Raw genomic sequence first — 12,719 nt, forward strand, 5'->3', positions numbered from 1 at the left:
ATTGACAGCACAAAAGTGCAGCGATCAAAAGGCAGTAAAAATGAAGCAGGTCAAGAAAAAAGGTTGATGTAGTTCAACTTCTCCGATGCGCCTTTTTGTTGCGGATTCGTGACAGAAACTCGGTGGTCATACCCAGATAAGAAGCCAGGGCGTATTGTGGCACCCGCTGAATGAAATTGGGGAAGTTCAGGATGAAATTTTCGTAACGGGCTTCTGCGGAGTGGCAGAGGTTGAAGATGATCCGCCGGTGTTCAAACGCCAGCCCTTTCTCGGCCATTATTCTGAAGAAGGTCTCAAATTTATGATTGGCCTTTTTCAACTCCAGCTCTTTAGCGTGTTCAATTTGAAGAAGGACACTGTCTTCCAGGGCCACGATGAAAAGAGTTGCCGGATGCTGGTAGATGTAACTGTTGAAATCCGACACCCACCAGTTTTCGATGGCAAACTGAAGGGTGTGTTCCTGCCCATCGTGTACTGCGTAGCTCCTGAAGGCACCCTTTACCACAAAAGCCCGGTGCTTGTTGGTGAAATTTGGCTGAACAACGAATTGCCGCTTTTTTACTTGAACCTCCTCAAAAGGAGCTACAAACTGCTCTGCCTCCTCGTCGGTGAGGGGAACAAAGCTGCGGACGTACTGGAGAAGTTGCTCTTTACTCATTTTTCAGGGTGCTTTCTCAAGTTGAAGATGTGATGCCGCCACACCGGCCTGGTATTATTTGCAGAACAATTTATTTGATTTCCATCGAATTGAGCTAAAATACATGTACCATTTTCACTATATGTCTGCTGCCCGCCAATTTTCGGCACATCACCTGGGCTCGGTGGGTTTCCTTAACCTGAGGTTTCAATTTTTTGTCATGTGCGAGTGTAACTGTTTAGCTATGCCTTAGCTGAGACATCCGGCACGGCTTTTACGCTTTAGCATTTGTTTGTTGATCCCAGAAATAGGCTTCGTAGTCAGTTTCCGGGATATTGGATACTGCTCCTAAAATGCGGGCGATGGTAATGATTTGCCCCCGGTGGTACGAGTTGTGATTGATCACATGCATGATGAAGTCGTGCCTGCTCCTCGTCATGACGGGCGACTTGATGTCAGCCGCAAGCTCCGGCTCAGTGAATTTTGTATAAGTTTCAATCATCTGCCTGGAGCCTAACAACAATTGATCAATCACTTTGTCAATGGATTTAGCCACAATTGTTTCATCAAGCTTCTTCACATCACCTTCGGTAATCACTTCGTACCAGAAGAACTGTGCATTTTTCATGTGCTGCAAGGTCAGGTCGATGCTGGCAAAACTGGCGTTAGTCTCTGTGTAGAGAACTTCATTGGACAACGTTTGTAGCCATTGAGTCAATCTTTCATTGGCCCAGTGGTTGTAGCGGATGTAGCTGGCGATGGTGTCTTTTAGTGTCATTAAATAATAGTTTCTGCTACCAGGCCTCCATTTGGCTAGAGACTTTCTGTAAATATTCTGATTTTTCCTGAAGGTTGGAAAGAGCCCAAACTAAAAGAGTGACGTGCCATGCCATAGGCCTGACTGTTGCAAAGATTAGGCCTGTCATTCAACGAACTAAATGTTGTATCGTCCGAAAGTAAGTTTACCGTTAGTTATCTGTAAGTATGCTCTTTTTGTGCGATTTTGAGCCAGCCGGGTCTAGATAGATACAGTCCATTATCTCTTCAGGACCATGTTCGCTTGTTGTGTTAACAAGGTCGAACGTCCTTGAATATTGGTTGCCAGTCATGAAAAATTCAGTGTCAAGTCGAATATATTGGACACCTCCTGAATCCAATGTCACATGAATGGTTGTACCCTCTTCGTATCGATTGCTGAGAATTAGCCCAATTTCATATCGACCTGGCTCAAGATAGAAATAGGTATATCCTCCATTCTCAAGTAAGATTTTTTCCTCTTGATTAATTGCCAGCCCTGGTTTGATCCAGCGATTTTGAGATTTGGCAGGTCTATAGACATAGAGGAGTGAAGATTCATTTTGTGGTTCAATAGCTTTAATAAAGGCAACTTTCCTGGTTGCGGAGCAAGAACCAATGACAATAAGGAATATAACAGGAATTGCAGTTTTCATTCTAAGTTACTAGGGGTAGAATATTATTCGAGCTATTAAAATAGCTCCAAAATTCCGACAATACCCTAAAATTGCCTGGCATTCCTCACCCCACCTCCAAAATATACCCGCTGCCGTGCATGTTCTGGATCTTGACGGTGTCGTCGGTGCTGAGGTATTTGCGGAGCTTAGAAATATACACGTCCATGCTGCGGCGGTTGAAGTAAGTGTTTTCGCCCCATACCTCCCGGAGGATTTTGTCGCTTTCCACCAGCTCGCCCATCGACTCGCACAGCAACTGCAGCACCCTGGCCTCTTTTTTTGTGAGGTGAATGGCTTCCTCATTGCGGAGTAGCTGCCGGTTTTTCAAATGAAAGGTGTAGCTGCCAACCGTGTAGCTTTCAGTGGTGGCTGCCTTGTCTGGCGGGCCGCTACGCCGCAGCACTGCTTGTATGCGCATGATGAGCTCCTCTTCGTCTACTGGCTTTACAATATAGTCGTCGGCACCGGCCTTGAAGCCCTTCATTTTGTCGATTTTCATCGACTTGGCGGTGAGGAAGATCAGGGGGATTTTAGGGTCAATCCCCTTCAGCTTGTCGGCGAGGGCGAAGCCATCCATTTTGGGCATCATCACATCCAGGATACAGATGTCGAACTTACCTGGCTTAAAGGCTTTCAGGCCTTCTTCACCGTCTTTGGCCCAATCTACCTCAAAGTCATGCATTTGCAGGTATTCTTTCAGGATATACCCAAGGCTGTTATCGTCCTCTACCAGTAAGATACTGCTCATGATACCTGGGGTAAAAAGATGCTGAACTCGCTGCCCACACCCAGCTGACTTTTGAGGGCAATGGTACCTTTGTGGAACTCCACAATCCGCTTCACATAGCTGAGCCCAAGGCCAAAGCCCTTCACCGTGTGAATGTCGCCTTGCTGGGCCCGGTAAAACTGATCGAAAATGTATTTCTGCACCCGTTCTTCTATGCCTATACCGTGGTCTTTCACCAGTAGCTGAATGTCGTTTTGCTCGGTATCGGCAGTTGTAATGTCTATCCGAGGTGCTCCATCGGTGTACTTCTGCGCATTGTCGATGAGGTTGTACAGCACATTTTTGATGTGGGTTTCGTCGGCGGTAATCAGGTGCCTCTTTGCCTGTAGACTCAGCTTTATTTCGCCTTGCTTTTCTGCAATGATCATCTCAAAGCTTTCGGCAACCTGGCGGATCAGCTCGTGCAGGTCGAGGGTTTTCTTTTCGAGGTGCAGGTTGCCTGAGTCGAGCAGGGCCATTTGCAGAATCTTGTCGACCTGGGTTTGCAGCCTTTTGGTTTCGGTGCTTACCAGGTTCACATAGGAGCTCATTTTTTCGGAGGTCTTGATCTCTTCTTTTTCTTTCAGCGACTTAGCGGCCAAGGAAATTGAAAAAATCGGTGTTTTGAATTCGTGGGTAAGGTTGTTAATGAAGTCACGCTTCAGGTCAGAAAGCTTCTTCTGGCGGTTGATGGTGTAGATGGTGTAACCGAAGGCCCCGAGAATGACAATAATGAGCAGCAGGCTGTTGCGGATAATGTCGGCCGATTCTCCCAACACGGCAGCCTCCTTGTTGGTGTAGGTCATGGCGATGTCGAGCTTTTTAGGGTAAATCATACAGAAGCACAGGTGATTGTCGGCCTCCATTACATTTTTGGCTTGTGGCTGCACGGGCCAGTTGCCACGGTGGATCATACAGCCATATTCACTCGATGTGTAGCCGTCTACCCTGTAGTCGAACCTGGGATAGTTCAGCGCCAGCACCTTGTCGATCTCGGTTTTTAGTTTTAGCTGGAGTGGATCGGTGAGCTCGGAGGTGTTGGTAAATGCAAAGGAGCCAGTTCCTCTGATATCACTGACCAGGTTTCGCAGCTCGTCGTTGTACATGGAGTTGTCGTAGAGATCGGAGAGGATGTCGGGCACCGCCATGCTCATGACGTTCTTGTTGACTTCCAGATCCCGTTCAAGAATGCGGTATTGGTTGTACAACAGTACCCCCAGCGAGGTGACTACCACGAAGAAGAGGAGGATGAAGGTGTACTTTGATAGTTTCATGTTGTTCGCTCACCGTCATCGAGGGAGCATATTGATTATTTCATTGTGTGCAATAGTCGACTGCGACTGAAGCAATCTTGGTCATTAGGATAACGCTTCGAAATAAAAAGATGGCCATCTGTTGGTTGCAAAGTCATTCATCGAAAGGCTGGCTTCACCAGCTTTTCTTTTTGTTACTTTTCCAAACGATGAAAAGTAACCCGTTTCGGCGTCGGTTCGCCGCAGCGACCGAAAAATCTTTGGGAAAATAAGCGCTCAGGCCAAAGGCGCTCAGGCTTCCCGCCATTTTCCCTCCAACCCTCCTGCGTGGGCGCTCAATTTGATTGAAGTTGAGCAGTCAATAATGACATTTCCGTTTGGGCCCACTAGCTTCCCTGATATTGTTGGCTTCACCAAATCTCGCATATTTGCTTTCAAAATTTAAGTGTTTTTAATCACTTGAACCCCTTTTTAACCTTTCTTTAACACTTTTAACTTTTGCTTAAGTGAGTTTAACGCTTTGTTAACCCAAAGAGAAGAGAGGAAGCCCTAAACTGCATGAAAAACTCAAAGTCATGCATAAACTCAAATTCATCGGACTCCCTTTTTTATTGCTATCCTGTCAACTGTTGGCCCAGAAGACCAATATCATCGTGGATGCCAATTGGTTAAACAACAGGATGAAGCAAAACAACCTGGTTATTCTCCACATCGGCATGGAGGAGAACTACAAAAAGGAACACATTCCCGGCGCTGTTTTTATTGCGGGGAATGAGTACACTGTAGACAACGACCCGCACGTTTTTGACCTTCCGCCAGACGCTACACTGAAAAACACCCTGGAAAGCAAAGGAGTTAGCTCGTCAACCGACGTGGTGATCTACACCGGTGAAAACTGGATTCCGATGGTGACCCGGCTTTATTTCACCTTCGACTATCTCGGCCACGCCAGCAAAACCTATGTTCTGAATGGTGGTCTAACGGCCTGGAAAGACGGTGGAGGAGCCCTGTCTTCGGAGACTCCATCCCCTGCAAAAGGAGTTTTCAGCATTAAGCCTAACCCAGGGCTTGTGGCCGACCAAGCCTATGTGCTGAAAAGCATCAAAGACGCCAATACTAATATTGTTGATTGCAGAGCAGCGGTTTTTTACAATGGCATTGAACCTACTCACGGCGCCAGAAAGGGCAGGATACCAGGCGCCAAAACCATCCCCTATACAAGCCTGTACGAAAAGACCAGCACAGGTGCCTACGAGTTCAAGTCGCTGGAAGACCTGGGGGCCATTTTTATTGCACAGGGGCTGTCCAAAGACAAGCAGCTGGTGCTCTACTGCCATATCGGGATGCAGCTGACGGTCGTTTACACGTCGGCTAAACTGCTGGGGTATACCGATATCAAAATCTACGACGGCTCTTTTCATGAGTGGGGGCCGAACGAAAAACTCCCGATAGAAATTGACTGATATGTCAAAAGAACTAAAAGTACCACAGTCTTACTGGAATCCCTACGTCTGCGGCATTGGGCTAGGGCTTGTATTGCTGGCGGCGTTCGTGGTGATGGGCAGAGGTATCGGTGCCTCAGGAGCCATGAGCTCGGTGGTAGCTACGGGTGTGAAAACCGTGTCGATCTCGCATGCGGAAGCCAATGCCTTTTACAAGGGCTACCTGGGCGATGGCACCGTCAGTCCGTTGAAGGACTGGCTGGTGTTTGAGGTGCTCGGCGTGCTCATCGGCGGGTTTCTCTCAGGCAAGCTGGCGCATAGGTTCAAGTTCAAGGTAGAAAAGGGAGCGCTGCTGACCAACAACCGACGGTTTCTCTATGCCTTTGTCGGCGGCATCATCATGGCCTTTGGCACCAAGCTGGCAAGGGGCTGCACCAGCGGACAGGCGCTCACAGGCGGAGCCCTGATGAACGTAGGCAGCTGGATTTTTATGATTGCATTATTCGCAGGTGCCTATGCCATGGCGGGCACTTTTAAACGACTTTGGGCATGAACGGACCCTTTTACGAATTGGGTTGGATAGGAGAGGAGGCCAGCCTGGCCTTTGCACTGGTCACTGGCGTGGCCTTCGGTTTTTTTCTGGAACGAGCGGGCCTCGGCAGCGCCAAAAAGCTGGCAGGGCAGTTTTACTTCCGTGACATGACTGTCTTCAAAATGATGTTCACGGCCATCATCACAGCCATGCTGGGTGTGTTCTGGCTTAGCTGGGCCGGGCTGCTACAGGCCGACATGATTTACCTGACGCCCACCTTTGTCTGGCCGCAGCTCATCGGCGGACTGGTATTTGGTGTGGGCTTTATTGTGGGCGGCTACTGCCCGGGCACGTCCTGCGTGGCCTCTTCCACCGGGAGTTTGGATGGACTGGTGAACGTCGCCGGGCTGCTGTTTGGCATCTTTTTGTTTGGAGAGCTGTATCCGTTGCTGGAAGGTTTCTACACAGCAGGGCCACTGGGCCAGGTCACCATGGTCGACTACTTCGGCGTACCGGAAGGTGTCATGGTGTTTTTGCTCGTCAACATGGCATTGGCTGGGTTTTGGGCATCGGAGAAACTGGAGAAAAAGTATTCGGCTCAATGACTCAACTCACCTTTAACCAGAAGCTGGCGGCTATGGCCTTTTTACTGGCTGTTGCCTCGTTGATAGCGTCGCTGGCGTTTCCCAACGGCCCGAAAAGCGTGAGTCAGGAGCCCCGGTTTGTGTCGGTGCTGACGCTGGCTGAGCAAATCAAGAACAAGGAGCCGTTAGTACTCATCGACCTCAGGGCGTCCGATTTGTACGATGAGTTTCACTTGCCAACGGCGGTAAACATGTCGCTTAATGAAATACAGACGAATGGCCTGGAAACAGGCGTAACCTATGTTTTCTATTCTGCCGACGACCTGCTAACCCGCCATCTCTGGATTTCACTGCCGCCAGAAACCAAACGGCGGTCGTCTATTCTCTACGGCGGCGTGCACGACTGGTATGATCGTTTGCTTTACCCCACGCTTCCGCTGGTGGCTCATGGTGACGACTCAGTAATGACCGAAAAGGTCAATGCGCTGACCCGTTTTTATGGCGGGCAGGCGGAGTTTGAGAAGGACAGCTGCGGGCTTGCCTACTACAGCAGGGACTTGAACAAAGCCGCTTGGCCCGTGGTGAAAAGGGTGGGTAAGCTGGCTAGAAAGGGCTGTTGATGGAGTCAATAGTTCTGCCTATGACGCTTGCGAGATAAAAGCTAATCATGAACGACATTAAACAAACACTCAACCTGGAAGCGTACTTCGCTTCTTACAGGAAAAATATTATCGGCGTTGATCAGCAAATAGCCACGGCCAGGCATGCCTCCGTCCCCATGTTGTACGCTGACTGGACGGCCAGCGGGCGCTGCTACTGGCCCATTGAAAACAAGCTGCTGGGGGAGATCATGCCGCTGATGGCCAACACGCACACGGACACCAGCCATTCCGGGGCGTTCATGACAAAGACATACAAGGAAGCCCGGCAATTGATAAAAGCCCATGTGCATGCTTCGGCAGATGATGTGCTTATTGCGGCAGGCTCAGGCATGACTGAGGTGGTGAACAAGCTACAGCGGCTCCTGGGGCTTCGGTTGCCTGAGCAATTCAAAAAGTATGTCCACCTGACAGAGGAAGAAAGGCCTGTTGTTTTTATCACCCATATGGAGCATCACTCCAACCAGACTAGCTGGCTGGAGACCATCGCCGATGTGGTAGTGGTGCCACCCAACGACAGGGGAGAGGTAGAGGCCTCCCTGTTTGAAGAAGCAGTAGCTCGCTACGATGCCCGGCCGCTGAAGATCGCCGCTATTACCGCCTGCTCCAATGTGACAGGCATCAGCACACCCTACCACGATATTGCGAAGATCATGCATGGACATGGTGGATACTGCTTTGTGGATTTTGCCTGTTCGGCGCCTTATGTGAACATCAACATGCACCCACCGGAGGAGGGAGCACACCTGGATGCTGTCTACTTTTCTCCCCACAAGTTTCTGGGTGGACCGGGCTCTTCAGGTGTGCTGGTGTTTAATAAAAGGCTCTATCAAAACGAGGTGCCCGACAACAGCGGTGGTGGTACAGTCGACTGGACCAACCCCTGGGGTGGACGGAAGTACGTGGAAGACATTGAAGCAAGGGAAGACGGAGGCACGCCGCCGATCTTGCAAACAATCAAGGCAGCGCTGTGCATTGAGTTGAAGGAGGAAATGGGTGTAGAACAAATGGCCAGGAGGGAGGAAGAACTGCTGGCCATTTTGTGGGAAGGGTTGTCCGAGATTCCCGGTGTACGCATACTTGCTCCTGAGCATAGGAACAGGCTACCGATTGTGTCTTTCTATATAGAGGGCCAGCACTTCAACACCACCGTGCAGCTCCTCAACGACCACTTTGGCATCCAGTGCCGGGGAGGCTGCTCTTGTGCAGGTACGTATGGCCACTATTTGCTTGGCATTGATCAGTATCAATCAAAGCAAATCACTGACCTGATCGATCGGGGCGATACCTCTGCCAAGCCCGGCTGGGTGCGGATTTCCCTTCATCCGACAATGACGGAGGAGGAGGTGAGGTTGATTGTGGAGGGCGTGGGGGCGGTGAGTAGGATGAAGTGAGTATGAGTTTCTAAGTGGCGATGCAATCGCCAGTCCCGTATATTCTTGTTTCTCCCGCTATCGGGATTCAAATGAAGACGATTACGGAGCTACAGGGGTTATTCGATGTCAACCAAATTTTCGTAACCGTATTTTTTAAACTTTTCAACGGTCGCTTTATCTCTTCTTAATGCGGATAATTCATTTTTTACTTGAATAGCAAACCATTGCTCTGGTTGGGTGTGTGAGAATGAGCTTAATTTCATTGCTATTTCTGCGTTGAGCTTTCGCTCCCCAGACAAATATTTATGAAGATTTCCGTCTTGCATGTCAAAGTATTGAGCCAAACTTCGCTTGGAAATATTTAGCACCTCCAAATACATTTTCACAAAATCAAGAATTCGTAATTCAGGTTGTGGTTCAGGGTTATTGGCATAGTCTTCAAGTTGATACTGAATAGACAACAGCTTGTTTCTTATAAGCCTTTCTTTTGGCTGCTTTTTAGACTGCTCCGATATAAAATTACTTAGCCTGGTCTTCTTATCGTTATTCCAAATCTCGTTAGGTGCTATCTCCTTCGCTTTCATCATTAATTGTTTAGAAATTCATCAATCAATTGTTCACCACCTTCCGGAGGAATGACCATCGTGGTGGTGCTACCTAGTCTTAGCGCTTTGTATTTAGATGAGTACAAAGCCATTAGTTTTGCTTCGTCTTCCTTCCTTTCTTCAAATACATCAAATGCAAGCCACCCTAAATAATCACCCTTTCCATTAACAAAGCTTAGTCTGCAGGCGAAGGCAATCAGGCATTCCGCAACATTTTTCAGCTTACCTTTCTCATGTCTATTGTGTGGAGCTATTTCAATATAAGCCATATAGGGCTCCACAGTATTCTTCATTTCAAAAATCAAGCAACCTTCAATTATTTCCGGCGAATGAGGGCAATAGAGAATATAAGTCTGACGATTTTTCTTTTTAGCGTGCTTGTTAAAATTAAATCTCCATCCCTCGGTAACGGAAGGTAAATCAGTTCGTACTTGATCATTCGAGACAATTTTTGCACCTAATATCTTACCACTTTCTGTCTCAATTACCTTAACATTCATCCATTGCAATTTACGAAGATAAGACTGAAATGTTATACAAATTGTATAATACTTTCCCGCTCTAGTTCAGGCATCCGGCCGGATACGTGAGGCATGTTGGGTGGCGATACAATCGTCTGTCTCGTTACATCCTCTGCCGCCGTGGCTCGTGTCTTCACGAGCCACTCTCGGCAATGCAGGGCTAGCTATTGACTGGTGAGGCGTTCGGCGAAGGGTTGGAGGCTACAGCAGATTACAAAAGTTTCGTTACCAGCTCCAAATTTTCCAGCACGCCCGGTGGGACGATGGAGAGCAAACCTCAGAGGCTATTCCAAACTTTTGTAATCTTAGTTGACGATAGTCAGAAGCCTCACCTCACTACCTCACTCACCAGAATCACGGGAACCACATTGGTGTAATTGGCAAAGTCGGCTCGTATGGCATCTCTGTTGGGGGCTATGGCATCCTGGTAAGCTTTCAGGTCTTTTATGTAGAATGTGCCAATCGCCATATAGGGCAGAGGTGCGTTGGGTATGCCGCTGGAAAGGCCCTTTTCAATGGTGTATTTCACCAAATTATCCCCTAAGTACCCCGCCACCATGGGCATGTGTTTGGTTTTATAGTAGTCCATGTCAAAGGTTTTGCCTTCGGCAAAAGGGTACATGACGGATACCTTAATGAGCCCTTTTTCAACGACGGTCTGCTTTTGCTTCCTGGCTTTTCCAGGCTGTTTTTCCTGGCTAAAGGCAGCTACAGATGCGAACAGAAGCAATAACGACAGGATGAGTTTAACTTTCATGATTGAGTTTTTTAGTAATGAAATTTACATGAAAAATATTCATTCAGGCAAAGTTATCAGTAGCAATTGAAGGTAAGAAGTGGTAAGACCGGCAGGTTAGGGGGCCGATTGCGGCAATTATCTTAACTACATTCTACCGCAGTGGCTCGTGTCTCACGGGCCGATCCTGGCAATTGTCGACATTGGTTCGTGAGGTACGAACCAAGGGGGTAGGTCGTTTAGTGAAAAATATATACAGCGAGAACGACGATAGCCAGACCGCACAGTAAAGTCATTTTACCAACCTGTTCCATCTTTTTTAATTGGAGTTCTGCATCACCTTTCCCTGCCTTCCTGGTCAACGAACTAATCAGTGTAAGCAGCACCAGAAGTACGACGACCAGCGCCAATTTGAGCATTAATAATGGCGATGAAGGTAGAATTGCCCAATAGGGGGTAATTAAATACAGGCCTGAAATAATGAGCAGTCCTAGTCCGATATGGCCCATTCTACTCAAAACCATTGAATGCATGCGAAATTTTGTTGCTTCATCAGCCGACATCTTTGAGGTGGCAATGCTTAAAAAAGCATGGGCAAAGCTTGTCCCCAAGCCCATAGTAAGCCCGATAAAATGGAGGATCAACATCAACTCTCTCATAGGGTAATATTTACAGTTGTTTAACTCATGCTGTCGCCTGCCGCAGTGGCTCGTGTCTCACGGGCCACTCCTGGTCATTGTCAACATTGGTTAGTGACACATGAGCCAAGGAGATAGCTTTTTTTACCGGAAGTTAGGCGATAAAACTTTCATCCCAAAGCGTCTGTTTCGTTGGCTTGAGTCTGCAGCAGATTACAAAAGTTACGCCACCCGCTCCGAAGTTTCCGGCACGCCCGGCGGCACGATGGGCATCAAAACTCACAGGCCATTCCAAGCTTTTGTAATCTCCGGCAAAGAACAGTAATAGGCTAATTACGGTAATTGGGCTAAGCAGCCAACCCCCTACTTCCCCACAAACCTCAGCTTCGCCATCCGAATCCCGTCCAGGGCATCCGTCAGGGCCACGAGGTAGTACTGGCCTTCGTGTAGCACCACTTCCGGAGCGGCGATGGGGAGCGTGCACACTTTGTTGGATTCATCATCCACACCGAAGTAGTAGGGGTTGGCGGAGGCGTACACAGTGGTTTGGCTCTTCTGGCCGTAGGTTTGGGTGACGAACAGGTAGTACAGGTCATGCTCCGGGAGGTACACCACGTGGGGGCATTCGTCGGAATAGCGGGGACTGTTGAAGTTATAGGGCGGGGTGTGCGACACGATCGTACTCTCGCTCCAGTCTTTCATGTTCACCGAGGTGCGCACAAAAGCAGCGCCGTCGTTGATAGGGTCGGTCAGGTGGCTGGTGTAGTAGCAATAGTAGGTATTGCCCCGCTTGATCACCATTGCGTCCCTCGCATAGGACTCGAACTGCGGATTGCCTTCTTTTTTGAATTTGTTGATGTAGCCATATTCTGCAAACAGATCAGGCTGCCCATTGCCGCCCAGCACCCGCTCAAAATGCTTCCCGTCCGTTCCTTTGGCCAGACAAATGCGCTGCCAGTCGCCATAAAACAGGTAATACGCACCGGCCTCCCTGTGCACATACGGCGCCTGCATGCCGCCGGGTGTTTCGCCCAGGGAAGGATCGGCTACCCACTTGATGCCCTGGGGCGACCAATTTTTATCGGTGAGGTTTCTGCCCTCCCAGCCGTACAGGAAACGGGTGGTATAGGCAGTGCCAGGGTGTTTGGACCCCCGGATGCACGACCACACCTGCCAGGTGCCATCGGCGGCCTGCCAAATGCCAAAGTCTACGGGTTCCTGCTTGTCGGAATTATACGCTCCCAAGTCGGGATTGCTGGCAATTCTCCACCACTCGCCTTCAATGGTGGGCACAGGGACAGTGTTTGATTGTGAAAAAAGCTCAACGCTGGCTAGTAACAGGAGTAGGGTGAAAAGGTGCTTCATCATTACACAGTGGTTCATGACAGGGGAGTGATGTAATGATTAAATATAAGGAAAGTGTGGAGGCATTCCGATTGGAGCGGGCATGGATTATCACAAGCGGGGGACGGTACTAGCTAAAAGCTCGCACCAGCGT

Annotated in this window: 16 protein-coding genes; 6 read left to right on the forward strand and 10 right to left on the reverse strand. The window is 48.8% G+C overall.

Annotation, left to right across the window (positions count from 1 at the left end; translation table 11 throughout):
• Positions 1 to 73 precede the first annotated feature (73 nt).
• The 5 genes from RIG68_RS12370 to RIG68_RS12390 all read right to left on the reverse strand — a co-directional run bounded on the left by RIG68_RS12370 (position 74) and on the right by RIG68_RS12390 (position 4,149).
• Positions 74 to 658: a Crp/Fnr family transcriptional regulator gene (locus tag RIG68_RS12370; protein ID WP_350122517.1), complete on the reverse strand. Its 585-nt coding sequence runs from the start codon at positions 656 to 658 to the stop codon at positions 74 to 76.
• Positions 659 to 911: 253 nt separating this feature from the next.
• Positions 912 to 1,415: a DinB family protein gene (locus RIG68_RS12375; protein WP_350122519.1), complete on the reverse strand. Its 504-nt coding sequence runs from the start codon at positions 1,413 to 1,415 to the stop codon at positions 912 to 914.
• 190 nt (positions 1,416 to 1,605) lie between these two features.
• Positions 1,606 to 2,088, reverse strand: coding sequence for a DUF2846 domain-containing protein (locus tag RIG68_RS12380; RefSeq protein WP_350122521.1), 483 nt, complete (start codon positions 2,086 to 2,088; stop codon positions 1,606 to 1,608).
• A gap of 85 nt (positions 2,089 to 2,173) precedes the next feature.
• The gene (locus RIG68_RS12385) at positions 2,174 to 2,857 is read right to left on the reverse strand and encodes a response regulator transcription factor (RefSeq protein ID WP_350122523.1); all 684 of its coding nucleotides are present in this window, start codon (positions 2,855 to 2,857) and stop codon (positions 2,174 to 2,176) included.
• Positions 2,854 to 4,149: a sensor histidine kinase gene (locus tag RIG68_RS12390; protein ID WP_350122525.1), complete on the reverse strand. Its 1,296-nt coding sequence runs from the start codon at positions 4,147 to 4,149 to the stop codon at positions 2,854 to 2,856. The genes RIG68_RS12385 and RIG68_RS12390 overlap by 4 nt, the downstream gene beginning before the upstream one ends.
• A 554-nt stretch (positions 4,150 to 4,703) precedes the next feature.
• On the opposite strand from RIG68_RS12390, the gene RIG68_RS12395 reads away from it, so the two are divergent.
• The 5 genes from RIG68_RS12395 to RIG68_RS12415 are packed head-to-tail and all read left to right on the forward strand — an operon-like array spanning position 4,704 to position 8,739.
• Positions 4,704 to 5,591, forward strand: coding sequence for a sulfurtransferase (locus RIG68_RS12395; RefSeq protein ID WP_350122527.1), 888 nt, complete (start codon positions 4,704 to 4,706; stop codon positions 5,589 to 5,591).
• Position 5,592: 1 nt separating this feature from the next.
• The gene (locus RIG68_RS12400) at positions 5,593 to 6,123 is read left to right on the forward strand and encodes a YeeE/YedE thiosulfate transporter family protein (RefSeq protein ID WP_350122529.1); all 531 of its coding nucleotides are present in this window, start codon (positions 5,593 to 5,595) and stop codon (positions 6,121 to 6,123) included.
• Positions 6,120 to 6,707 carry a YeeE/YedE thiosulfate transporter family protein gene (locus RIG68_RS12405; RefSeq protein WP_350122531.1) on the forward strand — a complete coding sequence of 196 codons (588 nt, stop codon included), beginning with the start codon at positions 6,120 to 6,122 and terminating at the stop codon, positions 6,705 to 6,707. The genes RIG68_RS12400 and RIG68_RS12405 overlap by 4 nt, the downstream gene beginning before the upstream one ends.
• Positions 6,704 to 7,306: a rhodanese-like domain-containing protein gene (locus RIG68_RS12410; protein WP_350122533.1), complete on the forward strand. Its 603-nt coding sequence runs from the start codon at positions 6,704 to 6,706 to the stop codon at positions 7,304 to 7,306. Before RIG68_RS12405 ends, RIG68_RS12410 begins: the two co-directional genes overlap by 4 nt.
• Positions 7,307 to 7,353: 47 nt before the next feature.
• On the forward strand, positions 7,354 to 8,739 hold the full coding sequence (locus RIG68_RS12415) for an aminotransferase class V-fold PLP-dependent enzyme (RefSeq protein WP_350122535.1): 1,386 nt from the start codon (positions 7,354 to 7,356) through the stop codon (positions 8,737 to 8,739).
• A 98-nt stretch (positions 8,740 to 8,837) separates the two neighbouring features.
• On the opposite strand, the gene RIG68_RS12420 is transcribed toward RIG68_RS12415, so the two are convergent.
• From RIG68_RS12420 to RIG68_RS12435, 4 genes are all read right to left on the reverse strand, one after another.
• The gene (locus RIG68_RS12420) at positions 8,838 to 9,305 is read right to left on the reverse strand and encodes a helix-turn-helix transcriptional regulator (RefSeq protein WP_350122537.1); all 468 of its coding nucleotides are present in this window, start codon (positions 9,303 to 9,305) and stop codon (positions 8,838 to 8,840) included.
• A 2-nt stretch (positions 9,306 to 9,307) separates the two neighbouring features.
• Entirely contained in the window at positions 9,308 to 9,826 is a 519-nt protein-coding gene (locus tag RIG68_RS12425) for a hypothetical protein (RefSeq protein WP_350122539.1), read from the reverse strand.
• Positions 9,827 to 10,175: 349 nt separating this feature from the next.
• Positions 10,176 to 10,604 carry an EthD family reductase gene (locus RIG68_RS12430; RefSeq protein ID WP_350122541.1) on the reverse strand — a complete coding sequence of 143 codons (429 nt, stop codon included), beginning with the start codon at positions 10,602 to 10,604 and terminating at the stop codon, positions 10,176 to 10,178.
• A 218-nt stretch (positions 10,605 to 10,822) separates the two neighbouring features.
• Complete coding sequence (locus RIG68_RS12435) at positions 10,823 to 11,242, reverse strand: hypothetical protein (RefSeq protein ID WP_350122543.1); 420 nt, start codon at positions 11,240 to 11,242, stop codon at positions 10,823 to 10,825.
• A 100-nt stretch (positions 11,243 to 11,342) separates the two neighbouring features.
• On the opposite strand from RIG68_RS12435, the gene RIG68_RS12440 reads away from it, so the two are divergent.
• Entirely contained in the window at positions 11,343 to 11,546 is a 204-nt protein-coding gene (locus tag RIG68_RS12440; RefSeq protein ID WP_350122545.1) for a hypothetical protein, read from the forward strand.
• A 38-nt stretch (positions 11,547 to 11,584) separates the two neighbouring features.
• Here the strand turns inward: RIG68_RS12440 and RIG68_RS12445 are convergent, their stop codons facing one another.
• Complete coding sequence (locus RIG68_RS12445; protein WP_350122547.1) at positions 11,585 to 12,589, reverse strand: glycoside hydrolase family protein; 1,005 nt, start codon at positions 12,587 to 12,589, stop codon at positions 11,585 to 11,587.
• Positions 12,590 to 12,719 lie beyond the last annotated feature (130 nt).

This window comes from Imperialibacter sp. (assembly GCF_040222385.1).
Taxonomy (GTDB): Bacteria; Bacteroidota; Bacteroidia; order Cytophagales; family Cyclobacteriaceae; genus Imperialibacter.

Coding starts and splice junctions, on each gene's coding strand:
- RIG68_RS12370 (WP_350122517.1), bottom strand. CDS start 658: ATGAGTAAAGAGCAACTTCTCCAGTACGTCCGCAGCTTTGTTCCCCTC.
- RIG68_RS12375 (WP_350122519.1), bottom strand. CDS start 1,415: ATGACACTAAAAGACACCATCGCCAGCTACATCCGCTACAACCACTGG.
- RIG68_RS12380 (WP_350122521.1), bottom strand. CDS start 2,088: ATGAAAACTGCAATTCCTGTTATATTCCTTATTGTCATTGGTTCTTGC.
- RIG68_RS12385 (WP_350122523.1), bottom strand. CDS start 2,857: ATGAGCAGTATCTTACTGGTAGAGGACGATAACAGCCTTGGGTATATC.
- RIG68_RS12390 (WP_350122525.1), bottom strand. CDS start 4,149: ATGAAACTATCAAAGTACACCTTCATCCTCCTCTTCTTCGTGGTAGTC.
- RIG68_RS12395 (WP_350122527.1), top strand. CDS start 4,704: ATGCATAAACTCAAATTCATCGGACTCCCTTTTTTATTGCTATCCTGT.
- RIG68_RS12400 (WP_350122529.1), top strand. CDS start 5,593: ATGTCAAAAGAACTAAAAGTACCACAGTCTTACTGGAATCCCTACGTC.
- RIG68_RS12405 (WP_350122531.1), top strand. CDS start 6,120: ATGAACGGACCCTTTTACGAATTGGGTTGGATAGGAGAGGAGGCCAGC.
- RIG68_RS12410 (WP_350122533.1), top strand. CDS start 6,704: ATGACTCAACTCACCTTTAACCAGAAGCTGGCGGCTATGGCCTTTTTA.
- RIG68_RS12415 (WP_350122535.1), top strand. CDS start 7,354: ATGAACGACATTAAACAAACACTCAACCTGGAAGCGTACTTCGCTTCT.
- RIG68_RS12420 (WP_350122537.1), bottom strand. CDS start 9,305: ATGAAAGCGAAGGAGATAGCACCTAACGAGATTTGGAATAACGATAAG.
- RIG68_RS12425 (WP_350122539.1), bottom strand. CDS start 9,826: ATGAATGTTAAGGTAATTGAGACAGAAAGTGGTAAGATATTAGGTGCA.
- RIG68_RS12430 (WP_350122541.1), bottom strand. CDS start 10,604: ATGAAAGTTAAACTCATCCTGTCGTTATTGCTTCTGTTCGCATCTGTA.
- RIG68_RS12435 (WP_350122543.1), bottom strand. CDS start 11,242: ATGAGAGAGTTGATGTTGATCCTCCATTTTATCGGGCTTACTATGGGC.
- RIG68_RS12440 (WP_350122545.1), top strand. CDS start 11,343: ATGAGCCAAGGAGATAGCTTTTTTTACCGGAAGTTAGGCGATAAAACT.
- RIG68_RS12445 (WP_350122547.1), bottom strand. CDS start 12,589: ATGATGAAGCACCTTTTCACCCTACTCCTGTTACTAGCCAGCGTTGAG.